A 26886-nucleotide genomic window follows, 5' to 3' on the forward strand; every position below is an offset into this window, starting at 1 on the left:
TAAATAACAACCTTTAGGCGATTCCATGATGTTCGGCGCTGTCGGGATCGCGTGAAAGCCGTCACGCTGGCCTGACGAGCGGCGCCCATCCAACGCGAAATCCAGGAAAATCAAGGCTTCCCACAGATTTTCGCGCGGCCGGCCGATCGGACGGCCAACCAGCACGGCAAAACCGGGTAGAATGCCGCCCACGCAATGAGGGTATTGGAAATGGCTTTAGTCGGGCGTTACAACAGTTTGCAAGTGGTTAAACACACTAACTTCGGTTTATATCTGGACGGCGGTGCCGACGGCGAAATTCTTTTGCCCAACCGTTATATCCCTAAAGATATTCCCAGCGAAGATGAAGACTGGCTCAATGTTTTCATTTATCTGGACAGCGATGACAAACTTATTGCCACCACTGAAAAACCAAAAGTTCAGGTCGGTGAATTTGCCAGTTTGAAAGTTGTTGAAGTCAACAGCATCGGCGTGTTCCTCGATTGGGGCCTGCCGAAGGATCTGCTGCTGCCTTACTCCGAAGAAAAACGCCAGATGACCGCCGGCGAGTACTGCGTGGTGCACGTCTACCTCGACAAGCACACCCGCCGCATCACCGCCACCGCGCGCCTGGATCGTTATCTGGACAAGACCCCGGCCAACTATAGCGCTGGGCAGGAAGTTGATCTGCTGGTCGCCGAAGCCACCGACATGGGCTTCAAGGCGATCATCAACAACAAGCACTGGGGTCTGATTCACAAGAATGAAATCTTCAAGTTCATGCGTTCCGGCATGCGCGAGAAAGGTTTCATCAAGGAAGTGCGCGCCGACGGCAAGATCAGCCTGAGCCTGCAACCGGTGGGGCAGGAAGCGGCCAGCAGCCTGAACTCGAAGATCCTCGCCAAGTTGCGCGAAAACGATGGCACCCTGGCCGTCAGCGACAAGAGCGATCCGGCACTGATCAGCAGCCTGTTCGGTGTCAGCAAGGGCAATTTCAAGAAGGCCATCGGTTCGTTGTACAAGAACGGTCAGATCGTCATTCATGCCGATCGCATTGAACTAACCTGAGTCTTGCGTGGCCCATGTTGCATGGGCTTACTTGAGATCGGCAGATGAAAAAAGCGTTGATTGCCTACGTTGCCACACTGCTGGCGTTTCTTCTGCTCGACGGGCTCTGGCTCGGCGTGTTGATGGCGCCGACCTATCGCGAACTGCTCGGTTCGCTGATGCTCGAAAAACCGTTGCTGGTGCCGGCAGCGGTTTTTTATTGCCTGTACGTTTTCGGCTGTGTGGTGTTTGTGGTGCTGCCATCGCTGACCTGGCAACGCGCCGCCCGCATGGGCGCGCTGCTCGGGCTGGTGGCTTATGGCACCTATGACCTGACCAACTGGGCGACGTTGCGCGACTGGTCAGCACAGGTGTCGCTCATGGATTGGGCCTGGGGGACGTTTGCCACGGCGCTGGCCTGTACGGTGGGATGGGGAGTGGCCAGAAGGCTTGATCGATCCGCCGGATAATGTTTGTTGCCTGAACTGGCGTCAATCGCGAGCAGGCTCGCTCCCACATGGGATCGCGTTTCCCTGTGGGAGCGAGCCTGCTCGCGATTGACGGCGCAGCCGTCAGCCAATCACCACTGACGCTTCAGGAGAATCAAATGTCTTTTCCAGACGGCTTTTTCTGGCTGACTGGTTAATAATCCACTCACTATTTTTCGCCCCGGACAAAGAGCCGGGGCTTTGTTTGACCATTGGAAAAACTGCCATGTCGTGTGTGTTCGAGGTGTCGAGGTGAGCGTCAGTCGGCGCAGTGCCGACGGGTTTGCCCTGCAAGTGATGATCGGCCTGTGCCTGATCTGGGGCGTGCAGCAGGTGATGATCAAGTGGGCGGCGACCGACATTGCGCCGGTGATGCAGGCGGCGGGGCGGTCGGGAATTTCCGCGTTGCTGGTAGGACTGCTCATCTGCTGGAAGGGCGGCTGGGATCAGGTCGGTGCTACCTGGCGCGGCGGCTTGCTGGCCGGTGCCTTGTTCGGTCTGGAGTTCCTGTTCATCTCCGAAGGCTTGCAGTTGACCACGGCGGCGCACATGTCGGTGTTCCTCTACACCGCGCCGATCTTCACTGCGCTGGGCGTGCATTTTCTGTTGCCGAGCGAGCGTCTAAGACCGGTGCAATGGCTGGGGATCTTCATGGCGTTCGTCGGGATTGCCGTGGCGTTTGCCGGTGGCGTGTCGTGGGACAACCTCGACCGCCGCATGTTGATGGGCGATGCCCTCGGCGTGCTGGCCGGTGCCAGTTGGGGCGCGACCACCGTGGTGGTGCGCGCTTCGCGTCTGTCGGAGGCGCCGGTGACCCTGACCCTGTTCTATCAACTGATCGTCGGCTTCATCGGCCTGTTGCTGATCGCACTGCTCAGCGGCCAGATCACCCACGTCAGCCTGACCGCCGTGGCGGTGGGCAGCGTGCTGTTCCAGGGGCTGGTGGTGTCTTTCTTCAGTTACCTGACCTGGTTCTGGCTGCTGCGCCGTTATCTGGCGGCCAACCTTGCGGTGTTTTCCTTCATGACGCCGTTGTTCGGCGTGACCTTCGGCGTGGTGCTGCTCGGCGAAGAACTCAGCCTGAATTTCATCATCGGTGCCGTGCTGGTGTTGCTCGGCATCACCTTCGTCAGCGCGGAACAGTGGGTGCGTCGGCGTTTGCGCAAAGCCCTCGGTCAGCCGTAACCGATTTGCACGCCAGACCGCCGGCAATCAGCAGGCCGCTGCCGGCGATCACCAGCGCCGGTTGCAGGCCACCGCTGAAATGGCTGCTGACCGCCGCCAGCAACGGCCCGCTGAGCTGGCCGACGGCGAAGCACGCAGTGAGCAGGCCGGCGTTGCGCTGGGTGGCGTGGGGCGCCAGTTCCCGGGAGCGTTGCATCACCAGTTGCATGCAGGCCAGGAACGGCGTGCCGCACAGGATCACGCCCAGCGCCAGACCAGGGCCACTGCCCAGCAGACAAGCGAACACCCCGGCGGCCTGCAGCCACAACGTCGCCATCAACCAGTGCCGGGTGGTTTCCGGATCGTGCCGACGCAAACTCACCAGCAGCACCCCGATTGCAGCGCCGAGGCCGAAGCACGGCCAGAACAGATCCGCCTGCCACTGCCCGTGAAACTGCGCGTTGGCCATTTGCGACAGAAACGTGGCCGGAATGATGTAGCCCACGCCGTACAAGGCATACACCACCGCCAAACGTCCAATTCCACGATTTGACGAACCGACCGCAGTCGGCGCGGCCGGCACGCCGACACCCGGTTGCGGCAGGATCCGCACGATCCCCAGCAACATCACCAGCGCCACGGCGGCATAGATCAGCCACAGAGTCGCGGAAGTCTGCTGCGCCAGATGTGAGAACAGCGCCAACAGCCCCGTCAGAAAAATCCCCAACCCCGGCCCGGCAAACACCAGCGCTCCCAACCGAGGGCGACCCGCCGCCGCAGCCAGTGGCTGACTCAGCGCAGTAATCATCACCAGCACCCAGGCGCTGGCCACTCCGGTGCCGAACCGCAGCAACAGATGCGACCAGAAACCGTTGGCCCAGAACGACGCCAGGGTCAGCAACACACACAACCACAAGCCACCATGCAGGCGCCGCTGCACCTGATCCGGCCGCCGGGAAAACATCGCATCCACCGCACCGAGCAGATAGCCGAGGTAGTTGGCCGCCGCAATCAGACCGGCGGCGGTCAGGTCGATCTGGCCTTCACTGAGCAGGTGCGGCAGTTGCGGGGTGAGGGCGAAACGCCCGATGCCCATGGCCATCATCAGGGCAACGAAGCAGGCGGATAAGCGAATCAGCGGTGACATGGTCTGAATTCCGTTGGAGGTTCAATGACCGTCAGGCTAGGACTGATTGACTTTCTTTAAAATTGAATAATAGTGAGTAACTTGTTCTGTTCAGGAGAAAGGTTGTGGAGTTCAGCCAATTGCGGATCTTCCAGGCCGTTGCGGAAGAGGGCTCGATCACCCGCGCCGCCGAACGTTTGCATCGCGTGCCGTCGAACCTGTCGACCCGGCTTAAACAGCTGGAGGAGCAACTGGGCGTCGAACTGTTCGTCCGTGAGCGTCAGCGTTTGCAGTTGTCGCCTGCGGGAAAAGTCCTGCTGGACTACACCGGCAAACTGTTCGCCCTGCGCGATCAGGCCTGCGCGGCGGTGATGGGCGGGCAACCGGCGGGGGATTTCGTGCTCGGCACGCTGTACAGCACCGCGGCGATCCATTTGCCGGCGCTGCTGGCGCGCTATCACAAGCAATATCCGGCGGTGAATCTTCAGGTGCAGTCCGGGCCCAGTGGCGAGTTGCTCGAAGGCCTGCTCACCGGGCGCCTCGACGCCGCGCTGGTGGACGGCCCGCCGCAACTGGCCGGGATCGACGGTGTGCCGTTGTGCAACGAGCGACTGGTGCTGATCAGCGAGGCCGATCACCCGCCGGTGCGCAGCGCCAGGGATGTCGAAGGGCGGGCAGTGTTCACCTTCCGCCATGGCTGCGCCTATCGCGCACGGCTGGAAGCGTGGTTCGCCCACTACCAGGCGGCGATGGGCCGGGCGATGGAAATCGAGTCCTATCAGGGCATGCTCGCCTGTGTGATTGCCGGCAGCGGTGTGGCGCTGATGTCGGAGTCGATGCTCGCCAGCCTGCCGGGGCGCGAAAGCGTGGCGGTGCATCCGCTGGCCGAGCCTTTTGCCAGTGCGACAACATGGCTCATGTGGCGCCGGGGCATGATCGGTGCCAACCTCAACGCGTGGATTGAACAACAGCAGGCGCTCTATCCCGTGGCTGGCGAGGACGTGCGCGAAACGGCTTGAACGAACGGTCAGGGATTTGGATCAATTCAGTAACAGATCATTGCGGATTTGGCCGAGCATTGCGTAGGACTTCGGACTATTATCAGTGCGAAGCGGCCTCAGAATTCCGGACGCTCAGCACCACCCTGAAGGGGGCATGACGATGAAAGAGAAAATTCAAAACTGGCTGCACGATTTGGGTGTTGCCCTCGGCTTGATCGAACCGCCTCTGCAACCGGTCCCGATTCGCACCGATGACGAACAGCGTCGGCGTCAGCCACGTCGGCGGTAATGCCCCGCTTTGAAGGATCAAAGGATTTAAACGCCAAAAGATCGCACCCGGCCGTCGCTCCATGGAGTGGCGCCCGGGTGCGATCTTTTGTTTTCAGTGACGCCCGATTTCCATCAGAAACCGGCTCAGGTCATTCACGGTTTTCGCAGTCTTGAGCATCCGGTCCTCTTCGGCGGTGAAGGCCGTCAGTCCGAATTCATCTTCCAGATGGAAGATCAGATCCTCGATATCCGCTTTTTCCAGCCCCAGTTGCGCAAGGCTGGTGTGGTCGTCGAATTCACGATTTTCCAGCAGGCGCAGGATGAAGCGGTGCACGGCAGCACGCACGGCAGCTCTTCTCATGGCAGATATTTATTGTGGTTGATCTGACTGAAGTACAGCAGGCCTCAGGCGTGCCGGCGCAACCATTCGTCAATCATCCCGCGCAAATGCGCCCCGGAAAAACTGCCGAAGTGCCCGCCATGCACCGTGCGGATCTTCAGCCCCTGCAAGCGCCGCAGGCTGGCGGCGTAGTCGTCGAGGTTGGAATGGTAGGCGTCTTCGATCAACGGCCCGTCGTAAATGATGTCGCCGCTGAACAGGGTTTCGCTGGCCGCTTCATAGAGGCTGATCCCGCCCGGTGAGTGTCCCGGCGTGTGCAGCACCTGCAGCGTGCGATTGCCCAGGTCCAGCACATCGCCGTCCTCGACAAAACCAGTGGCCGGCGCCGCCTTGACCCGGTATTCGGCGTAGCACAACGGGCAATCCGGGTGCGCTTCGAACATGTCGTCGCCGACGAAGGCCCGGCTCAGATCGTTCTCGCCATCCGGCGCCGCCAGAATGTCCGCCTCGGCGGGATGCACCAGCCGTTCGGTAAATTCGTGATGCCCGGCGATGTGGTCGAAATGGCAATGACTGGCCACCGCCACCAGCGGCCGCTCGGTCAGCCACGGCAGTTGCTCGCGCAGGCTGACCAGCCCGGAACCGCTGTCGAGCAACAGATCCTTGTCCCGGCCCTGAACGTGCCACAGGTTGCAGCGGTAGAAGGGGCGGATGAACGGCTCGTGAATCAGCCGAATGCCGTCGCTCAGGGTTTGCACTTCGAACCACTGATCGCGAGAAACAATCTTCATCAAGCATTTTCTCCAGACGAAAAAAACGGGTGTGGCAACCGACGCCACACCCGCCGAAGAAAGCATCAAGTCGTTGTGTTCAGCTTAGATCGCGCTGGCCACCACGTTTGGGCGACGGGACATCAGGCTGACCACCACAAAACTCACCAGACCCACAGCCAGGCTGTAGTAGATCGGCGTGTTGGCATCCAGACCGTCCTTGAACATGAACAGCAGGGCGGTGGCGAAACCCAGGCCCATGCTGGCGATAGCGCCGGCGGTGGTCGCGCGTTTCCAGAAGATCGCACCGATCAGCGGGATCAGCATGCCGCCCACCAACAGGTTGTACGCGAGGGTCAGGGCGCTGATCACGTCGTTGACCACCAGCGCGATGCCCAGCACCACGACACCGGTCAGCAGGGTGAACAGACGGTTCACCCCCAGGCTCGACTGTTTGCCGCCACGCAGTTTCGGCAGCAGGTCTTCGGTCAGGGTGGTGGCAGCGGCGAGCAGGCCGGCGCTGGCGGTGGACATCATCGCGGCCAGGGCAGCGGCGATCACCAGGCCACGAATGCCATCCGGCAGCGACAGTTTGACGATCGCGGCGAAGGCGTTGTTGACGTTGTCCAGATCCGGGATCAGCACGTGCGCAGCCATGCCGATCAGGGCACAGGCCAGACCGTAAAGGATGCAGTAGATGCCCGCGAAGCTACCGGCGTACTGAGCCACTTTTTCGTTCTTGACGGTGAACACCCGTTGCCAGATGTCCTGACCGATCAGGATGCCGAAGAAGTAGATCATGAAGTAGGTGATGATCGTGTCCCAGCCGATGGTGGTGAAGCTGAAGGCGGTGGCCGGCAGTTTCAGCACCAGTTCGTCCCAGCCGCCGACGCGGTACAGGCAGATTGGCAGGAGGATGAACATCAGGCCGACGGTTTTGATGATGAACTGGACGATGTCGGTCAGGGTCAGCGACCACATGCCGCCGATGGCCGAGTACACCACGACCACGCCACCGCCAAGCAGTACCGAGATCCAGAACGGCAGGCCGAAAAGAACCTGAAGAACGGTGCCGATGGCGAGGATCGAGGTCACGCCGATCATCAGCGCGTAGGCCAGCATGATCGCCGCGCTCGCCGAGCGGGCCATCGGGTTATAGCGTTTTTCCAGGACCTGGGTAACGGTGTAGATCTTCAGTTTCAGCAGCGGCTTGGCCAGGAACAGGTTCAGCGCCACGATGCCGCAACCCAGTGCCGCGCACAGCCAGAAACCGGAAATGCCGTGCACGTAGCCCAGACGCACGGTGCCGACGGTGGACGCGCCGCCGAGAACGGTCGCAGCCATGGTGCCCATGTACAGGCTCGGGCCGAGGTTACGCCCGGCCACCAGGAAGTCCTCGTTGGTCTTGGCCTTGCGCATGCCGAAGTAGCCGAGCAAGAGCATGCCGGCGGCGTAGATGAGGACGACGAATAAATCCAAAGCCATGATGGCGTGTCTCCGATTGTCTTTTTTATGGTGAAACAAATTGGTTCTATGAGGCTGCCCTTGTGGGAGCAAGCCCGCTCCCACAGGGTTGATCAGGCAGCCTGCCGCAGCGCCGCTTCAGCCGGCGCATGGGCGCCTTTGCTGCGGGGATCCTTCGGGCCGTAGACCAGCGCCGGCTCCGGGAACAGGCTCAGCAGCATCAGGTACATCACCGAGGCCAGACCGAGGGTCACCAGCAGGCTGATGTCGATGCCGCCGGCCAGTTCACCGAGCGGGCCGACAAACTGCCCCGGCAAATTGACGAAGCACAGGCCGACCGCCGCGCTCGGGATCCACGCGCCCAGGCCGCGCCAGTTCCAGCCGTGGCTGAACCAGTAGCGTCCGCCTTGCTCGCCGCGCGTGAACACTTGCAGATCGTCCGGGCAGTAGAAGCCGCGACGCACCACCAGGCCGATGATCATGATCACCATCCACGGGGTGGTGCAGGTGATGATCAGCACGGCGAAGGTCGACACGCTCTGCACCAGGTTCGCCGCAAAGCGCCCGATGAAGATGAAGGCAATCGACAGCACGCCGATCAGCAACGTCGCCTTGACCCGTGACAGCAGACGCGGGAACACGCTGGACATGTCCAGCCCGGTGCCATACAGCGAGGTGGTGCCGGTGGACATGCCGCCGATCACCGCAATCAGGCACACCGGCAGGAAGAACCAGCTCGGCGACACCGCCAGCAGACCGCCGACGTAGTTGTTGGCCGCGATGTAGTCCGGTGCCTGGATCGCCACGATGGTCGCGGTGGTCAGGCCGAACAGGAACGGGATGAAGGTGGCGATCTGCGACAGAACCACCGCCGCCATGATCCGCTGGCGCGAGGTTTCACGCGGGATATAGCGGGCCCAGTCGCCGAGGAACGCGCCGAAGGAAATCGGGTTGCTCATGGCCACCAGTGCGGCGCCGATGAACGCGGCCCAGAAGCCTGGCTGGCCGAGGCTGACGGTGCCGGCGTAGTGCGAATCGAACGGGCCGGCGAAAGCGAAGATGCCCAGCAGGAACAGCAGGCTCGCGCTCCACACTGCGACCTTGTTCACCCACAGCAGGAAGCGGAAGCCGTAGATGCACACGGTCAGCACCAGAATCGCGAACAGACCGTAGGCCAGGCCCAGAGTCAGGTCGGTTTCCGGCAGGCCGATCAGGCGTTTCGCACCACCGATCAGCGCATCTCCCGAACTCCACACCGAGAGCGAGAAGAAGGCGATGGCGGTCAGCAGCGACAGGAACGAACCGACGATCCGCCCGTGCACGCCGAAATGCGCACCGGACGACACGGCATTGTTGGTGCCGTTGAGCGGGCCAAACAGGCCCATCGGTGCAAGGATCAGCGAGCCGAGCAGCACGCCCGAGACAATCGCCCAGACGCCCGCCTGAAAGGACAGGCCGAACAGCACCGGGAAACTGCCGAGCACGGCGGTGGCAAAGGTATTCGCGCCGCCGAAAATCATGCGGAACAAGTCCACGGGACCGGCGGTGCGTTCGTTGTCCGGGATCTGTTCGACCCCGTGGGTTTCAATCTGCGTAAGGCTTTGGTCGTTGTTGTTGTTATTCATGATCTGCTCCGATCATAAAGGCGCGCCTCATCGTGTGTGAGGCGTCACCTGTTTGGCTAAGGGGATGGCAGCCCTTCCGGCATTGCGGACAAATGTTCGTGGCAGGCCAGCCAATGGCCTTGTTGTTCTAGGCTCGACGCTTGTTTTCTGAAAACAATCGTCTCGCGCTCCTGGCTGAAGTGTTGCTCCCCTTGCATGCGCAGCTCGGTGGCCACGTCATGGATGAAAATCGCCACGTCACCCTGCAGGCTGACGAAGGCGTTGCTCGAAGTGCAGGACAGCACCTCGAAGCCATCCTCGGCGCGCCAGCTGTCCCACAACGCCTGATAGGCATCGCGCGACAGCAGGGGCTGTTCGAGGGTGTAGAACACAAAGCTCGCATCGGCGCTGAACGCGCCGAAGTAGGCTTCGCGATCGTTGCGGGCGAAGGCGGACACCAGATCGGCGGCCGCTTTCAGAACCTGATCACGTTCGTTCATGACCCGACCCTCAGCGGTGGACCACGCCCGGCAGTACGCAGAGCATTTCGTACAGCAGGTTGGCGGCCAGCAGCGAGGTGTTGCCGGTGGTGTCATAAGCGGGCGAGACTTCTACCAGATCGCAGCCGATCAGGTCGAGGCCCTGGCAGCCGCGAACGATTTCAATCGCCTGAATGGTCGTCAGACCACCGATTTCCGGGGTGCCGGTGCCAGGTGCCCAAGCCGGGTCGATGCCGTCGATGTCAAAGCTCAGGTACACCGGGCCGCCACCGACTTTCTCGCGCACTTCGGCCATCAGCGGCGCCAGCGACTTGTGCCAGCACTCTTCGGCCTGAACGACGCGGAAGCCCTGATCGCGGCTCCAGTTGAAGTCGTCGGCGGTGTAACCCTGCGCCCGCAGACCGATCTGCACCACACGGTCGCAGTCCAGAAGACCTTCTTCGACCGCACGACGGAAAGTCGTACCGTGGGCGATCTTCTCGCCGAACATGTGATCGTTGACGTCAGCGTGAGCGTCGATGTGCACCAGACCGACCTTGCCGTGCTTTTTGTGGATGGCACGCAGGATTGGCAGGGTGATGGTGTGGTCGCCACCCAGGGTCATCGGGATCACGTTGTGCTCGAGGATGTTGTCGTAGGCTTCTTCGATGATGCGCACGGCGTCGAGCAGGTTGAAGGTGTTGATCGCCACGTCACCGATGTCGGCAACCGACAGCGAGTCGAACGGCGCAGCGCCGGTGGCCATGTTGTACGGGCGGATCATCACCGATTCGGTGCGGATGTCGCGCGGCCCGAAGCGGGTGCCGGGGCGCAGCGAAGTACCGATGTCCAGTGGCACGCCAACGAAGGCAGCGTCCAGACCGGCAGCGGTCGGTACATGGGGGAGTCGGAGCATGGTGGCGATGCCGCCGAAGCGCGGCATTTCGTTGCCGCCCAGTGGTTGGTGAAGAATCTTGTCCACGGGTAGGGCCTCATCGTCTTTGTTTTATTTATGTCGGCGCACCGCATTCGCAAGGTCACGGGCACCGCTGTGGGCCGATTCTGCGAAATGTAGTGGGGCGGAAGAATCGCTACGGACAAATACTTAGTTCAGAAATTTCTAAACTAATGATGTGGGTAGAGATAGACTTTGTGCGCCTTGGGGTTTGTGATCGGCTGAACATCGCCGCCCTCACCCCAGCCCTCTCCCGGAGGGAGAGGGAGCCGATAGAGTTGTTCTCAGGAGCTTCATCGACCTGAAATATCGAGTCGAACTTAATAGAATCTGGGACAGACGCAGAATTTGAAGGCCATGGAGATCGGCTCCCTTTCCCCCTCTCCCCCTTGGGGAGAGGGCTGGGGTGAGGGGTGGTTCCAACAGACGACACAGTTCCCAGCCCCGGAGTAGACATGGCCAACGCTTTACCCGACCTGAAACTGTTGCGCATCTTCGTCAGCGTCGTGCGTCATCAGGGGTTTGCCAACGCGCAGCAGGAACTCAACCTGTCGACCTCGGCGATCAGCACCTACATGAGTCAGCTCGAAGCCGCGCTGGGTCTGGTGCTGTGCCATCGCGGGCGCGGTGGTTTCAGCCTGACCAGCAAGGGCGAGCTGTTCCATCAGGAAACCCTGCGTCTGCTCGCGGAGCTTGAAGGTTTCGAGCAATACGCCGCCGCGCTCAAGGGCGAGTTGCGCGGCACCCTCAACCTCGGGGTGATCGACTCCACGGTCAGCGACAAGGCCCTGCCGTTCGCCGAAGCCATCGGCGCCTACAGCCAGGAACACCCGGCGGTGCATTTGCATCTGTCGGTGATGAGCCCGTATGAACTGCAACTCGGCGTGCAGGACAACCGCCTCGACCTGGCCATCGGCGCGTTCTCCACGCGCATGAGCGGTCTGGTGTACATGCCGCTGTACCGCGAGCAGCACTGGCTGTATTGCAGCAACCGGCACCCGCTGTTCAACGAACGGCGGATTCCCGAACAGGTCATCACCCAGCAACGCATGGTCGGACGCGGTTACTGGAGCCAGGCCGAACTGGCGCGCCACGGTTTCAAACACAGCGCCGCGACGGTGGAAAGTATGGAAGCGCAGCTGATTCTGGTGCTGTCCGGGGCCTACATCGGTTACCTGCCGGAGCACTACGCCCAGGCCTGGGCCGACAAGGGCGACCTGCGGGTGCTGCTGCCGGCGACCTTCGGTTATCAGGCGCCGTTTTCCATGATCATGCGCCGTGGCCGCAGCCGCGAGCCGCTGATCCAGACTTTCCGCGATCTGCTCAAAGCGCAGCTCAATCAGGCCTGAGAACATGTCCAGACCCCAATGCCCGCGCTGCCTGCGCCCACAAACCCATTGCCTGTGCCCGCTGATCCCCAGCCTCGACAGTCGCACCCGGGTGTTGCTGTTGCAGCACCCGAGCGAGGTCAATCACGCGCTCAACACGGCACGGCTGGCAGCGCTCGGGTTGAACAATGCCGAGCTGATCGTCGGTGAGGTATTCGAGGATTTGCCCGCGCTGCTGAACCGACCGGGGTATCGGGCACGGTTGTTGTTCCCGGCGGATGATGCGCAGCCGATGCAGGCTTACGCGGCTTGCGATGAACCGCTGTTGCTGGTGGTGCCGGATGGCACATGGCGCAAGGCGCGCAAGATGCTGCACCTCAATCCGCTGCTGGCGGCGTTGCCACGGGTGACGTTGGCCGAGGGCGGGGTTTCCCGGTATCGGCTGCGCAAGGCACCGGGGCCGGGGGCGTTGTCGACGATTGAGGCGATAGTGCAGGCGTTGCAGACCTTGGAAGCGCCGGCCTCTTTCGAGCCGTTGCTAAAGCCGTTCGAGGCGTTGATCGAGGGGCAGATTGCGGCGATGGGGGAGGAGACCTTTCAGCGCAATCATGGCGAAAGATAGGAGCTGTCCGTACTGGCCATATCGCTAGCCTGCTAGCGATTGCAATGGTCACATCACCGACAATGTTGAGCAGAATTAGCGCTCGCGCATCGCCTCGGTCCGGGCCTTGAGTACCGGTTTTAGCAGGTAATCCAGCACGCTTTTCTCCCCGGTAATGATGTCCACCGTCGCCACCATCCCCGGAATGATCAGCAGCGGTTTCAAATCCCCGCCCAGATGGTTTTTGTCGGTGCGCACCTGGATCAGGTAGAAGCTGTTGCCCTTGTCATCGGTAATCGTATCGGCGCCGATCAGCTCAAGTTTGGCGCTGAGCCCGCCGTAGATCGTGTAGTCGTAGGCGCTGAACTTGACCATGGCTTTCTGGCCCGGATGCAGGAACGCCACGTCCTGAGGGCGGACCTTGGCTTCGATCAGCAGGTTGTCTTCCAACGGCACGATTTCCACCATGTCACTGCCCGGCTGCACCACGCCGCCGATGGTGTTGACCTTCATTTGCTTGATCACCCCATGCACCGGCGAAGTCACGGTGGTGCGGCTGACACGGTCGTCGATGGCGATGCTCGACGCGGTGATTTTCGACAGGTCGGTGCGTTTCTCGTTGAGCTCCTTGGCCGCTTCGGAGCGGAAGGTCTGTTCCGATTCGTCGATCTTGCTGCGGATCTCGGCGATGGCCGATTCGGCGCGGGGAATGGCCAGGGTCGTGGCGTTCAGGGAACCGCGGATTTCCACGGCACTGCGCTTGAGCCGCAAGATCTCCACCGGCGACACGGCACCGGTCTTGACCAGCGGTTCGGACATGTTCATTTCCTGATTGACCAGCGCCAGGCTCGAACTGTATTGCCCCTGTTTCGAGCGAAACTCCGCCAGCTCCTGAGTCTTCTGCCGCAGCTGTTCGCTGAGGGTTCTCTGTTCGCTGGCCAGCCGCCGCTGCCGTTGTTCGTACAGCGAACGCTCGTCCTCGGCCACTTGCGGCGCCTTGGCGATCACTTCGTCCGACAGCTTGAACGGCCGGCCCTCTGCTTCGGCGGACAAGCGTTCGACCTGCGCGGTCAAGGCATAACGATCGGCCTCGCTCTCACCCTTGTTCGACAGAAACCGCGTGTCGTCCAGGCGCAGCAGTTTGTCGCCCTTATCGACCATTTGTCCTTCGCGCACGAAGATCTCGGTGACGATCCCGCCCTCGAGGTTCTGGATCACCTGGACCTTGCTCGACGGAATCGCCTTGCCTTCGCCCATGGTCACTTCCTGCAACACCGCGAACTTGGCCCAGACCAGCGCACTGATCAGCAGCGCCGCCGCCAGCCACACGGTGATGCGCGACCAGCGTGGCGAATCCTGCAGCGAAGCACCGGCGGTTTCCGGCATGAATTCGGCTTCGGCGCTTTTGCCGAAACTGTCGAAGTAACCGCGCGGTTTTGAAGGTGAGGAAGCCGACATGGGGTAACTCCTAGACCGCTGCCGAGCCGACCCGGCCCTTGCGCAGCGCATCGATGACCGCTTCTTTCGGACCGTCGGCGACGATCCGGCCGTTGTCCAGCACCAGCAACCGGTCCACCAGGCTCAGCATTGAAGTGCGGTGGGTGACCAGCAACAAGGTTTTGCCCTGCACCCAGCCGTGCAGCTTCTGGCGCAGGACGTCTTCGCTGCTGTTGTCCATGGCGCTGGTCGGTTCGTCGAGCAGCATGATCGGCGGGTCGAGCAACAGCGCCCGAGCCAGCAACACGGCTTGGCGCTGGCCACCGGAAAGCAGTTGCCCACGCTCGCCCACCGGCCGGTCGAAGCCTTGCGGGTGCTGGCGGGCGAGCTCGGTGACGCCGGTCAGTTCGGCCACTTCGAGCATCCGTGAATCGCTGATGTAGCGGGCGCCGAGGGTCAGGTTGTCGCGCAGGCTGCCGGCCAGCAGCGGCAGGTCATGGGCGACGTAACCGATCTGCTGGCGCAGGTCGGCGACATCCAGTTGCCGCAGGTCGAGGCCGTCGAGCAGCAACTGGCCTTCGTCCGGTTCGTAGAAGCCCATCACCAGTCGCGCCAGGGTGCTTTTGCCCGAGCCGCTGCGGCCGATGATGCCGATCCGTTCGCCGGGTCTGACGCTGAAACTGACGTTGCTCAGGGCCGGGGCGTTCTGACCGTTGTAGTGGAAGGTCACCGCGTTGGCGTCCAGCGCACCTTGCAGTTGCGTGCGCTCCAGCGGCCGCTGTTTGCCGTCGCGTTCCTGAGGCAGGGACATCAGCGCATCGGTGCTTTTCATGGTCAGTTGCGCTTGCTGGTAGCGGGTGATCAGCCCGGCGATCTGGCCCAGCGGCGCCAGCACGCGACTGCCGAGCATGTAAGTCGCCACCAGCGCTCCGACGCTGAGATTGCCGGCGATGATGCTGTAGACCCCGGCCACAATTGTCGCCATCCCCGAAAACTGCTGGATGAACAGCGTGCCGTTGGTGGCCAGCGCCGAGAGATTACGCGCGTGGCTGTCGAGGCGGGTGAGGGTGCCGTGGGTGCTCTCCCATTTGTGCTGGCGCTCGCTTTCGGCGCTGCAGGCCTTGAGGGTTTCCAGGCCACCGAGGGTTTCGATCAGCAACGCCTGACGCTCGGCGCCGAGGCTCAGGCTTTTCTGCACGGTGTCGCGCAGGCGGACCTGAATGATCATCGCGAACACGATCGTGATCGGAAACGCCAGCAGTGGAATCACCACCAGCCAGCCACCGAGCAGGCCGATCACCACCAGCATCAACACCACGAAGGGCAGGTCGATCAGGCTGGTCAGGGTCACGGCGGTGAGAAATTCGCGCAGGCCCTGGAAGTCGTGAATGCTCTGGGCGAAGCCGCCGATGGTCGCCGGCCGGGCCTTCATCGCCATGCCGGTGATGCGCTCGAACAAAGTCGCGGAAAGGATCACATCGGTTTTCTTGCCGGCGGTGTCCAGCAGGTGCGCGCGCACCACCCGCAGCACCAGTTCGAAACCGGTGCCGATCAGCAGCCCGATGGCCAGCACCCACAGGGTCGACGTGGCCTGGTTTGGCACCACGCGATCGTAGGTCTGCATGACGAACAGCGGCACCATCAGGCCCAGCAGGTTGATCAGGAAACTGGCGAGGATCGCGTCGCTGTACAGCCATTTCGACAGCTTCAGGGTGTCGCGAAACCACGCCTGCACCCGTGGCACCAGCGGCGAGCGCAGGTCTTCCAGTTCATGCCGTGGCCGGGCGAACAAGGCTTGGCCGCTGTAGTGTTCGGTGAGTTCTTCACGGCTGACCCATTGCTCGCCGCCATCGGCTTCACTGGGCAGGATCAGCGCCTTGCCGTCTTCGGCAAACCGCCGCAGCACCGCGGTACGCCCGTTGCCCAACAGCAACAGCACCGGCAAGTTCAGTGGTGAAATGTCTTTGAGTTCCCGGCGCAACAAGCGCGCCTGCAACCCGGCCCGGGCGGCGGCGCGGGGCAGCAGGTCCAGGCTCAGGCGTTGTTTGTCCAGGGGCAGCCCGGCGCTCAGGCTGGCGCGACTGACCGTCGCGCCATGCAGTTTGCAGAGGATCAACAGACCGTCGAGCAACGGGTCATCGAAACTCAGCCGCGGATCGATCCCGGTGTTACCGGGTTGCATGCTGGTCATATTGATCGCTCCCCTGGCACTACATCATCGGGACTACTTCAGTTCAGGCAAGCGCGCTTCGTTTTTCACCTCGGTCGCAGCAATCGCATCGGCCGGCAGCACCACTCGTTGCTTGCTCAACAACTGGCCCATGTTCGCCAGCACGCGGTACATCGAGTATTCCTCGGTGTAGCGGATTTCGGTGTAGCGACGGTTGGCGTTGTACAGCTCGTTTTCACTGTCGAGCACGTCCAGCAGGGTGCGCTGACCGAGGCCGAACTGATCCTGATACGCAGCGCGCACACGCTTGGTGGTTTCGGCGTATTCGCGGGCGGTCGGGGTCTGTTTCTTGGCGTTGAGCATGGCGTTCCAGGCAAGGTGAATGTTCTCGTTGAGCTGGCGCAGGGCGTTGTTGCGGATGTCCATCGCCTGGTTGATCTGGTGCGCGTCGGAGGCCAGTCGCGCCTTGTCGCTGCCGCCACGGAACAGGTTGTAGTTCATCACCACACCGACCCGCCATTCGTTGTCGTGACCCTCGTCACCCTGCACGTTGTTGTTGGCGCCGACGGCGGCTTCCGCGTCGAAGCGCGGGTAGAACGGCGACTTGGCGACTTCGTACTGACTCTCGGCCGATTGCACGTCGGCCTGGGCAGATTTCAGGTACGGGTTGTTCTCGACCATGCTCTGCTGGGCTTCAGGCAAGGTGGCGGGCAATTCGCCGCGGGTCGAGGCCGGGGTTTCCAGCTCATCCGGCATGCGCCCGACCACGCTGTAGAAGTTGGATTCGGCATCCGCCAGATCGACTTCGGCGGTGTCGAGGTTGTTCTGCGCCAGCGCCTTACGGGCCACCGATTGATCGGAGTCGGCGGTGCTGCCCACCCCGCGCTCGGTGCGCAGGCCGATCTGGTCGTTGACCCGCAAGTGCGCCTGCAGGTTGTTCTTGGCCAGAGTCACCAGTTCGCGACGCTTGAGCACTTCAAGGTAGACCTCGATGGTGCGCAGGGCCAGATCCTGGGCGGTGCCTTGCGCGTAATAGGCGCGTGAGTTGGAAACGCCCTTGGTGCGCTCGACTTCGTTGGCGGTGTTGAAACCGTCGAACAGCATTTGCCGCAGCCGCAGCTCGGACTGGGTGTAATTGAGGATTTCGGTGTGGTGGTTACCGAAGGCCCGGGTGTTGGTGTTGTCGCTGTAGCCGCGCCCGTAAGCAGCGTTCAGATCCACCGACGGATAGAAGCCGCCCTTGGCGACCTTCACCTGTTCATCAGCCGACAGGCGCGCATCCACGCGCGAGGCCAGTTCGGGGTGGGTGGCGATGGTGCTCTGAATCGCCTCGGTGAGGTTCATGGCCTGGGCTTGAGAAGTGCAAGCCATGGCCAGCAAAACCGCGCTGCAGAGGGGGGTTAGTACGCGCATGGGTGCATCTCCCTGAGTCCTGATGGTGTTTCGCTGTCGCCAATTTATTGACGATATTTTTAGTAGAAAGCGTTTCATGCCTGTAACAACAGAGCTAAGAACATCCTGAAGCGTAGCTAAGAAAAAATTTTCATAAGGGTTATGCCAAAAAAAACTTATGCGCTTCGCCAAATCCAGCACATTGTTCCACTCGAAAGCCTTTGTTTTATGCGCTTTAGGGAGCACAGAAAGGCTTGAGGAAAGTTCCACTCACTTTGCGACATACGGCGAAGTACTGCTAAAGGGGAGGGACGCGTAGCGGCTGATGAGCGACAGATTTTTGTCACTCGGGTGATTCACCACCGTTACGTAGCGCTAGTGGGCCTGCTGCAGCGAACAGAGATTCCAAGTGCTTGATTGCGCTGGAGTTTCTGAACCTGCACAACCTGCGAAACGAACTGTCGAGGTGCGAGCGTCGCCCCGACAACCCGCTTGAGCCATGGGCTGCTTCGCTAACCAGCGCCGACGGTGGTCGGCAGCGGAGGAATGCACATGGCAACGCTCATCGGGATCGTCACTAAAGTCATTGGTCAGGTTTTCGCTCAGTCGGCGGACGGCACTCGTCGCGCACTGGTCGAAGGCGATCGTCTGTTTGCAGGGGATCAATTGATCACCGGGGCGCAGGGGGCGGTTGCCGTTCATCTGCAAAACGGCCAGGAGCTGACCCTCGGCCGCGACAGCAGCCTGACCATGACCGGCCAGTTGCTCGCCGATCAGGCGGCTCACGTCAATGCACCGGAAGCGGTGACCCCGAGCGAGTCGCAACTGACCGACGTGGAACAGATCCAGAAAGCCATTGCCGCCGGCGATGACCCGACCCAATCCGCCGAAGCGACGGCGGCGGGCCCCGGAGCCACCGGTGGTGCGCCGGGCGCACTGGGTGGCGGCCACAGTTTCGTGTTGTTGACTGAAGTGGCGGGCCGGGTCGATCCGGTCATCGGTTTCCCCACCGCCGGTTTCAATGGCATTCCCGAGTTTCCCGAAGAACGCCACAACGCGGTGATCGACAACGGTGACGACACCACGCCGATCGCCCCACCACCACCGCCAGTCAACAACCCGGTAACACTCACCGGGCTGTCTGTTGCCGGTGGCGAATTGAATCTTAACGAAGCCAATCTGCCCGACGGTTCCGCTGCCAACCCTGGCGCGCTGACCCAGACCGGCAGCTTCACGGTGTCGGCGCCGGACGGTCTGAGCAGCCTGAGCATCGGCGGCATCAACGTGATCGTCGGTGGCGTGCCGATCGGTTTCCCGCAATCGATCACCACGCAACTGGGCAACACCTTGACCATCACCGGCTACAACCCGGCCACCGGCACGGTCAGTTACAGCTACACCCTCAACGGCAACGAAACTCACGCGGCGGGCGACGGTGCCAATAACCTCAGCGAACAATTCACCGTGATCGCCGGCGACAGCAATGGCGACACCGCCACTGGCACGCTGGACGTCAACATCACCGACGACGTGCCGAAAGCGTTCGATGACAACAATGGCACGGCCTCAGAGACCCAACTGACCCTGACCGGCAACGTCCTGACCAACGACGTGCAAGGCGCCGACCGTGTACCTGTCGGCGACAACGCCGGCCCGATCACCCCCGGCACCTTCATCGGCACTTACGGCACGTTGGTGCTCAACGCTAACGGCACCTACACCTACACGCTCAATACCAGTGATGCGGACTTCAAGAATCTGCATGGCGGTGGCAATGGCACCGAGATTTTCACTTACACCCTGACCGATGCCGACGGCGACACCAGCACCGCCAACCTCGTTTTGCAGATCCACAACAACGACGACCCTGTGATCATCAACGGGTTGAACGTCGAGGGCGGTGAACTCACCGTCTACGAAAAAAACCTCGGCGACGGCAGCAGCCCTGACGCTCCAGCCCTGACCCAAAGCGGCACCTTCACCATCACCGCGCTGGACGGCGTCACCACGCTGACCATCGGCGGCATCGCCGTGGTCACCAATGGCGTGGCAGCAGGCTTCCCGCAATCCATCGTCACTCCGTTGGGCAGCACGCTGACCATCACCGGCTTCAACGCCGCCACCGGCGTCGTCAGCTACAGCTACACCCTGGTCGACAACGAAGCGCACCCGAATGCCAACGGCGCGAATGTGCTCAACGAGCAATTCGCCGTGACCGTGGTCGATGACAACGGCACCACCGCCAACGGCACGCTGGACGTGAACATCGTCGACGACCTGCCAAAAGGCGTGGACGACAGCAACGCCGGCACCGCTTCGGAAACCAACCTCACGTTGAGCGGCAACGTCTTGACCAACGACGTGCAGGGCGCCGACCGCGTGCCTGTCGGCGATAACGCCGGCCCGATCACCCCCGGCACCTACATCGGCACTTACGGCACGTTGGTGCTCAACGCCAACGGCACTTACACCTACACCCTCAACACCAGCGACGCCGACTTCAAAGCGCTGCACGGCGGCGGCAACGGCACCGAGACCTTCACCTACACCATCACCGATGCTGACGGCGACACCAGCACCGCGAACCTCGTGCTGCAGATTCACAACAACGACGATCCGGTGATCATCAACGGCCTCGACGTGAATGGCGGCGAACTCACCGTCTACGAAAAAAACCTCAGCGACGGCAGCAGCCCCGACACTCCAGCGCTGACCCAAAGTGGCACCTTCACCATTACCGCGCTGGACGGCGTCACCACGCTGACCATCGGCGGCATTGCCGTGGTTACCAACGGTGTGGCGGCAGGCTTCCCACAATCGGTGACTACGCCACTGGGCAGCACCCTGACCATCACCGGTTTCAACGCCGCCACCGGCGTCGTCAGCTACAGCTACACCCTGGTCGACAACGAAGCGCACCCGAATGCCAGCGGCGCCAACGTGCTGAACGAGCAGTTCGCCGTCACCGTGGTCGACGACAACGGCACCACCGCCAACGGCACGCTGGACGTGAACATCGTCGATGACCTGCCAAAAGGCGTGGACGACAGCAACGCCGGCACTGCTTCGGAAACCAATCTCACACTGAGTGGCAACGTCCTGACCAACGACGTGCAAGGCGCTGATCGCGTGCCTGTCGGTGAAAACGCAGGCCCGATCACCGCCGGCACTTTCACCGGGACTTACGGGACATTGGTGCTGAACGCCAACGGCACTTACACCTACACGCTGAACACCAGCGACGCCGACTTCAAAGCGCTGCACGGCGGCGGCAACGGCACCGAGACCTTCACCTACACCATCACCGATGCCGACGGCGATACCAGCACCGCGAACCTCGTCCTGCAGATCCACAACAACGACGACCCGGTGATCATCAACGGCCTCGACGTGAATGGCGGCGAACTCACCGTCTACGAAAAAAACCTCGGCGACGGCAGCAGCCCCGATGCGCCAGCCCTGACCCAAAGCGGCACCTTCACCATCACCGCGCTGGATGGCGTCACCACGCTGACCATCGGCGGCATCGCCGTGGTCACCAACGGTGTGGCAGCAGGCTTCCCACAATCGGTGACTACGCCACTGGGCAGCACCCTGACCATCACCGGTTTCAACGCCGCCACCGGCGTCGTCAGCTACAGCTACACCCTGGTCGACAACGAAGCGCACCCGAATGCCAACGGCGCCAACGTGCTCAACGAGCAATTCGCCGTGACCGTGGTCGATGACAACGGCACCACCGCCAACGCGACACTGGACGTGAACATCGTCGACGACCTGCCGAAAGGTGTGGACGACAGCAACGCCGGCACCGCTTCGGAAACCAATCTCACACTGACTGGCAACGTCCTGACCAACGACGTGCAAGGCGCCGACCGCGTACTGACCGGCCCGAATGCCGGCCCGATCACGGCGGGTACGTTCACCGGGACTTACGGCACCCTGGTGCTGAACGCCAACGGCACGTACACCTACACGCTGAACACCAACGATGCAGACTTCAAAAACCTGCACGGCGGCGGCAACGGCACCGAGACCTTCACCTACACCATCACCGATGCCGACGGTGACACCAGCACCGCCAACCTGGTGTTGAACATCCACAACAACGACGATCAGGTGTACCTCAACGGCCTCGACGTCAACGGCGGCGAACTCACCGTCTACGAGAAAAACCTCAGCGACGGCACCAGCCCCAACACCCCGGCACTGACCCAGAGCGGCACCTTCACGGTGACTGCCCTCGACGGTCTGCAAACCCTGACCGTGGGTGGCATTGCCGTGATCACCAACGGTGTCGCGGCCGGCTTCCCGCAATCGACCGTCACCCCGCTGGGCAGCACGCTGACCATCACTGGATACGACCCGGCCACGGGCGTGGTCAGCTACAGCTACACCCTGGTGGATAACGAAACCCATCCGACAGCCAACGGCGCCAACAGCATCACCGAGAACTTCAACGTGGTGGCGACGGACACCGACGGCAGCACCGCCACCGGGCAGATCAACGTCAACATCATCGACGACCTGCCGACCGCCAAACCCGACGCGACGTCGGTGCAGGAGGGCGGCACCGTCAGCGGCAACGTGCTGGACAACGACATCGGCGGCGCCGACGGCCCGGCAGCCAGTGGCGCGGTAGTGGGCGTGCGCGCCGGCTCCGACACCTCGACCTCGGCCATCGGCGGCCTCAACAGCAACATCAACGGCACTTACGGCTACCTGACCCTCGACGCCAACGGCAACGCGGTCTATCACAGCAACCCGAATGCCGTGAGCGGCCCGGGTGCGGTGGATGTGTTCGTGTACACCGTGCGCGATTCCGACGGTGACGAAAGCACCACCACCATCACCATCGACGTCTACAACAGCCAACTGTGCGCGGTCAGCGACACCGACGTCACCGTCTACGAAAAAGCCCTCGACCTGACCAAGGACGGGCAAGACCTGGCCCCTGGTACGGTCACCGGCAGCGATCCGACCAGTACCGGGGAAACCGCGTCCGGCACACTGGTCGGCTCGGTCACCGGCGCGGTCGGTGCGATCAGCTACGCGCTGGTCGGCAGCGCCACCGGCAACTACGGGCAAATCGTGCTCAACCCCGACGGCACGTACACCTACACCCTGACCTCACCGGCCAGCACCACCCCGCACGCCGATGACGGCGCCAACACCCTGACCGAAACCTTCACCTACCAGGCCACCGATTCGCTGGGCAACGTCGTCACCAGCACCCTCGTGGTCAGCATCGTCGATGACGTGCCGAAGGCGATCAACGACAGCAACGCCAGCACCGCGTCGGAAACCCAGTTGACCCTCAACGGCAACGTGCTGACCAACGACGTGCAGGGCGCCGACGTGGTGGCAACCGGTCCGAATGCCGGCCCGATCACCCCCGGCACCTTCACCGGCACTTACGGCACCCTGGTGCTCAATGCCAACGGCACCTACACCTACACGCTGAACACCAACGATGCAGACTTCAAGAATCTGCACGGCGGTGGCAACGGCACCGAGACCTTCACCTACACCCTGACCGATGCCGATGGCGACACCAGCACCGCCAACCTGGTGCTTAACATTCACAATAACGACGATCCGGTGGTCCTCAACGGTCTCGACGTGTATGGCGGCGAACTCACCGTCTACGAAAAAAACCTCAGCGACGGCACCAGTCCCGACACCCCGGCGCTGACCCAGAGCGGCACCTTCACCGTCACCGCGCTCGACGGTCTGCAAACCCTGACCGTGGGCGGCATCGCCGTGATGACCAACGGCGTGGCGGCCGGCTTCCCGCAATCGACCGTCACCCCGCTGGGCAGCACGCTGACCATTACCGGTTACAACCCGACTACCGGCGTGGTGAGCTACAGCTACACCCTCGTCGATAACGAAACCCACCCGAACGCCAACGGTGCCAACAGCATCACCGAAAACTTCAACGTGGTGGCGACGGACACCGACGGCAGCACCGCGACCGGGCAGATCAACGTCAACATCATCGACGACCTGCCGACCGCCAAGGCCGACACCGGCTCGGTGGCGGAGGGCGGCACGCTCAACATCAGCGTGCTGGGCAATGACATCAGTGGCGCGGATGGCGCTGCGATCGTGGTCGGCGTACGCGCCGGCGGCAACACTGCGACCTCGGCCATCGGCGGCCTCAACAGCAACATCAACGGCAATTACGGTTACCTGACCCTCGATGCGGCGGGCAATGCGGTCTATCACAGCAACCCGAACTCGGTGAGCCCGCCGGGCGCCACCGACACATTCACCTACACCATCCGCGACAGTGACGGCGACGAAAGCACCACCACCATCACCGTCAACGTCGCCGACAGCAAGCTTGTGGCCTCGACCGATCAGGACGTCACCGTCTACGAGAAAGCCCTCGACCTGACCCAGGACGGGCAAGACCTGGCCCCCGGCACGGTCACCGGCAGCGAGCCGGGCAACACCGGCGAAACCGCGACCGGCACGCTGGTCGGTTCGGTCAGCGGCGGCAGCGGGGCGATCACCTACACCCTGGTCGGCAGCGCCACCGGCACTTACGGGCAGATCCAGCTCAACGCCGACGGCACCTACACTTACACCCTGACCTCGGCGCCGAAAACCACGCCGAACGCCAACGACGGGCCGAACACCCTGAGCGAAAGCTTCACCTACAAAGCCACCGATGCGCTGGGCAACAGCACCACCAGCACCATCGTGGTCAACATCGTCGACGACGTGCCAAAAGCGGTGGCGTCGGATCGTTCGGTGGCGGCGGTGGAGATCGACTCCAACATTCTCATCGTCCTCGACATCTCCGGCAGCATGGCCGATGCCTCCGGCGTGCCGGGCCTGTCGCGGCTGGAACTGGCGAAGCAGGCGATCAGCGCCTTGCTCGACAAGTACGACGATCTGGGTGATGTGAAAGTGCAGCTCGTCACCTTCAGCAGCAACGCCACCGACCGCACTTCGGTGTGGGTCGATGTCGCGACGGCCAAGACCCTTCTGGCCAGCCTCAGCGCGGGCGGCGGCACCAACTACGACGCCGCTGTGGCGACCATGTACAACGCGTTCAACACCTCGGGCAAACTCACCGGGGCGCAGAACGTCGGCTACTTCTTCTCCGACGGCAAACCCAACGAGGGTGATATCGGCACTGCCGACGAAGCGACGCTCAAGGCGTTCCTCGATGGCAACAACATCAAGAACTACGCGATCGGCCTGGGCAGCGGCGTGAGCAACGCCAACCTCGATCCGCTGGCGTACGACGGCATCACCCACACCAACACCAACGCGGTGGTGGTCACCGACCTTAATCAACTCAATTCGGTGCTGTCCGGCACGGTGCAGGGCGCGCCGGTCACCGGTTCGCTGCTGGGCGAGGGCGGTACGTTCGGCGCCGATGGCGGGTTCATCAAATCCATCGTGGTCGACGGCACCACCTACACCTATGACCCGAAAGCCAACGGCGGTCAGGGTTCACTGGTCGCCAGCGGCGGCGCCAACCACGGCACGTTCAACACGGTGAACAACACCCTGAGCATCGCCACCAACAACAGCGGCACCCTGGTGATCAACCTCGACACCGGCGACTACAGCTACACCTCGCAAAAAACCACCGCCGTGGTGATCACCGAAAACATCGGCTTCACCCTAAGCGACAACGACGGCGACCTCGCCAGTTCGACGCTGACCGTAAAAGTGATCCCCAACGCGCCTCCGGTGGCGGCGGACGACCACATCATCACCAACGTGCTGTCGGGCAACATCGTGGTGCCGGGCGAGCTGTTGCTGGCCAACGACACCGACCCAAACGGCGACACCCTCAACGCCACGCCGACCTCGTTCAACACCGGCTGGGTCTCCAGATCGGCAGACTTCACCGGCAGCGGCGCGATCAGCTTCACCGGCACCAACGCCAACACCGCCGCCAACCAGAACCTGGCCAACGTGCGCAATGCGTTCAGCGCCAACGCCGCCACCATGACCGCCGTGCTGGTGGTCAGCGGCTACCTCGGCGCGGTGACCAACACCAACGCCAACGATGAAGACCGCATCACCGTCAACCTGCGCCAGGGCGAAACCCTCAACCTGGACCACAACCTGGCGGCCGGTCACATCACCATGGAGTACTCGATCAACGGCGGCGCTTACATTGCCCTCGCGGACGGCCAGACCCTGACCGCGACGTCCGATGGCGTCTACCAGATCCACATCACCAACATCAGCAACACCACGGGCAGCAACGCCAACGCGGCGGAGAACTACCAGCTGACCATGACCCTCAACTACGCCGGGGCCCACGACATCACCCCGGACTACCACGGCACCTACACCGCCAACGACAACCACGGCGGCAGCGACACGGCGAACGTGACCATCAGCTATCAGGATGGCCACACCCTCACCGGCACCTCGGGCGATGACGTACTGGTGGCCGGCACCGGCGACAACATCATCAACGCCGGCGACGGCAACGATGTGCTCACCGCTGGCTCCGGCAACAATGAACTGCACGGCGGCGCCGGCAATGACTTGCTCTACAGCGGCCCGGGCAACGACCTGCTCGACGGTGGCACCGGCATCGACACCGCCAGCTACGCCCACGCCACCGCCGGGGTGACGGTCAACCTCGGCCTGCTCGGTGCGCAAAACACCATTGGCGCCGGGACAGACACCCTGACCGGCATCGAAAACCTCGTCGGCTCGAACTTCAACGACACCCTCACCGGCGACAACAATAACAACGTGATCAACGGCGGCCTGGGCAACGACATCCTCAACGGTGGCGGCGGCGATGACCTGCTGATCGGCGGGATGGGCAACAACACCCTGACCGGCGGGCCGGGCGCCGACACCTTCCAGTGGCTCAAGGGCAACAGCGGCCACGACACCGTCACCGACTTCACCCCGGGCACCGACAAGCTCGACCTGTCGCAACTGCTGCAAGGTGAAAACGGCACGTCGGCGTCACTGGATGACTACCTGCACTTCACCGTCACCGGCAGCGGCGCCTCGGTCATGACCAGCATCGACGTCAGCGCCATGGCCGGCGCCACGCCGAACCAGACCATCGACCTGGCGGGCGTCAACCTCGCCAGCCACTACGGCGTGACGCCGGGGGCGGGTGGGTTGATCGCCAGCGGGCACGACACTGCAACGATCATCAACGGCATGCTGAATGATCATTCGTTGAAGGTGGATACGGTGTAACTGAGGGCTGAAACGATAAAACCCGCCGCCCCGATCACACGGGACGGCGGGTTTTTCATGCCGC

At 62.3% G+C, this 26886-nt stretch carries 18 protein-coding genes; 8 read left to right on the plus strand and 10 right to left on the minus strand.

Features of this window, described 5'->3' with window-relative positions:
- Nucleotides 1–210 precede the first annotated feature (210 nt).
- The 3 genes from PDR5_RS07355 (at nt 211) to PDR5_RS07365 (ending at nt 2699) form a co-directional block, all read left to right on the plus strand.
- Complete coding sequence (locus PDR5_RS07355) at nt 211–1047, plus strand: CvfB family protein (protein ID WP_064594229.1); 837 nt, start codon at nt 211–213, stop codon at nt 1045–1047.
- Nucleotides 1048–1091: 44 nt separating this feature from the next.
- A complete protein-coding gene (locus PDR5_RS07360; protein ID WP_064594235.1) occupies nt 1092–1496 on the plus strand; it encodes a DUF2177 family protein in 405 nt (134 codons plus the stop codon).
- 270 nt (nt 1497–1766) lie between these two features.
- Complete coding sequence (locus tag PDR5_RS07365) at nt 1767–2699, plus strand: DMT family transporter (protein ID WP_064594237.1); 933 nt, start codon at nt 1767–1769, stop codon at nt 2697–2699.
- Here the strand turns inward: PDR5_RS07365 and PDR5_RS07370 are convergent.
- Nucleotides 2644–3825, minus strand: a complete 1182-nt coding sequence (locus PDR5_RS07370) for an MFS transporter (protein WP_064594239.1) — start codon at nt 3823–3825, stop codon at nt 2644–2646. The two genes, PDR5_RS07365 and PDR5_RS07370, sit on opposite strands and share 56 nt — an antisense overlap.
- 104 nt (nt 3826–3929) lie before the next feature.
- Here PDR5_RS07370 and ptrR point away from each other — a divergent pair, with 104 nt between their 5' ends.
- Nucleotides 3930–4823 carry a putrescine utilization regulator PtrR gene (gene ptrR, locus PDR5_RS07375; protein ID WP_064594240.1) on the plus strand — a complete coding sequence of 298 codons (894 nt, stop codon included), beginning with the start codon at nt 3930–3932 and terminating at the stop codon, nt 4821–4823.
- 142 nt (nt 4824–4965) lie between these two features.
- On the plus strand, nt 4966–5094 hold the full coding sequence (locus PDR5_RS30285) for a PA1414 family protein (RefSeq protein WP_003184145.1): 129 nt from the start codon (nt 4966–4968) through the stop codon (nt 5092–5094).
- Nucleotides 5095–5187: 93 nt separating this feature from the next.
- Here PDR5_RS30285 and PDR5_RS07380 read toward each other — a convergent pair whose 3' ends face one another.
- From PDR5_RS07380 to speB, 6 genes are all read right to left on the minus strand, one after another.
- Complete coding sequence (locus tag PDR5_RS07380; RefSeq protein ID WP_039772540.1) at nt 5188–5436, minus strand: phosphopantetheine-containing protein; 249 nt, start codon at nt 5434–5436, stop codon at nt 5188–5190.
- 44 nt (nt 5437–5480) lie between these two features.
- Entirely contained in the window at nt 5481–6206 is a 726-nt protein-coding gene (locus PDR5_RS07385; protein ID WP_064594243.1) for an MBL fold metallo-hydrolase, read from the minus strand.
- Nucleotides 6207–6290: 84 nt separating this feature from the next.
- Entirely contained in the window at nt 6291–7670 is a 1380-nt protein-coding gene (locus tag PDR5_RS07390; RefSeq protein WP_011332980.1) for a sodium:solute symporter, read from the minus strand.
- Nucleotides 7671–7762: 92 nt separating this feature from the next.
- Complete coding sequence (locus PDR5_RS07395) at nt 7763–9274, minus strand: purine-cytosine permease family protein (protein ID WP_064594245.1); 1512 nt, start codon at nt 9272–9274, stop codon at nt 7763–7765.
- Nucleotides 9275–9330: 56 nt separating this feature from the next.
- Nucleotides 9331–9753: a YybH family protein gene (locus PDR5_RS07400; RefSeq protein ID WP_007956584.1), complete on the minus strand. Its 423-nt coding sequence runs from the start codon at nt 9751–9753 to the stop codon at nt 9331–9333.
- Nucleotides 9754–9763: 10 nt separating this feature from the next.
- Nucleotides 9764–10714 (minus strand): agmatinase, encoded by a 951-nt coding sequence (speB, locus tag PDR5_RS07405; protein ID WP_003222717.1) that lies wholly within the window; start codon nt 10712–10714, stop codon nt 9764–9766.
- A 428-nt stretch (nt 10715–11142) separates the two neighbouring features.
- Here speB and PDR5_RS07410 point away from each other — a divergent pair, with 428 nt between their 5' ends.
- Entirely contained in the window at nt 11143–12036 is an 894-nt protein-coding gene (locus PDR5_RS07410; protein ID WP_039772530.1) for a LysR family transcriptional regulator, read from the plus strand.
- Nucleotides 12037–12040: 4 nt separating this feature from the next.
- Nucleotides 12041–12637, plus strand: a complete 597-nt coding sequence (locus PDR5_RS07415) for a tRNA-uridine aminocarboxypropyltransferase (protein WP_064594247.1) — start codon at nt 12041–12043, stop codon at nt 12635–12637.
- A gap of 75 nt (nt 12638–12712) precedes the next feature.
- Here PDR5_RS07415 and PDR5_RS07420 read toward each other — a convergent pair whose 3' ends face one another.
- The 3 genes from PDR5_RS07420 to PDR5_RS07430 are packed head-to-tail and all read right to left on the minus strand — an operon-like array spanning nt 12713 to nt 17636.
- Nucleotides 12713–14074: an HlyD family type I secretion periplasmic adaptor subunit gene (locus tag PDR5_RS07420; RefSeq protein ID WP_064594249.1), complete on the minus strand. Its 1362-nt coding sequence runs from the start codon at nt 14072–14074 to the stop codon at nt 12713–12715.
- 10 nt (nt 14075–14084) lie between these two features.
- The gene (locus PDR5_RS07425) at nt 14085–16244 is read right to left on the minus strand and encodes a type I secretion system permease/ATPase (protein ID WP_064594250.1); all 2160 of its coding nucleotides are present in this window, start codon (nt 16242–16244) and stop codon (nt 14085–14087) included.
- Between the two features lie 33 nt (nt 16245–16277).
- A complete protein-coding gene (locus tag PDR5_RS07430; RefSeq protein ID WP_064383226.1) occupies nt 16278–17636 on the minus strand; it encodes a TolC family outer membrane protein in 1359 nt (452 codons plus the stop codon).
- A 531-nt stretch (nt 17637–18167) separates the two neighbouring features.
- Here PDR5_RS07430 and PDR5_RS07435 point away from each other — a divergent pair.
- Nucleotides 18168–26822: a retention module-containing protein gene (locus tag PDR5_RS07435; protein WP_064594252.1), complete on the plus strand. Its 8655-nt coding sequence runs from the start codon at nt 18168–18170 to the stop codon at nt 26820–26822.
- The last annotated feature ends 64 nt before the right edge of the window (nt 26823–26886 follow it).

Origin of the sequence: Pseudomonas sp. DR 5-09 (genome assembly GCF_001655595.1) — a bacterium.
In the GTDB taxonomy this organism is placed as follows: domain Bacteria; phylum Pseudomonadota; class Gammaproteobacteria; order Pseudomonadales; family Pseudomonadaceae; genus Aquipseudomonas; species Aquipseudomonas pharyngis.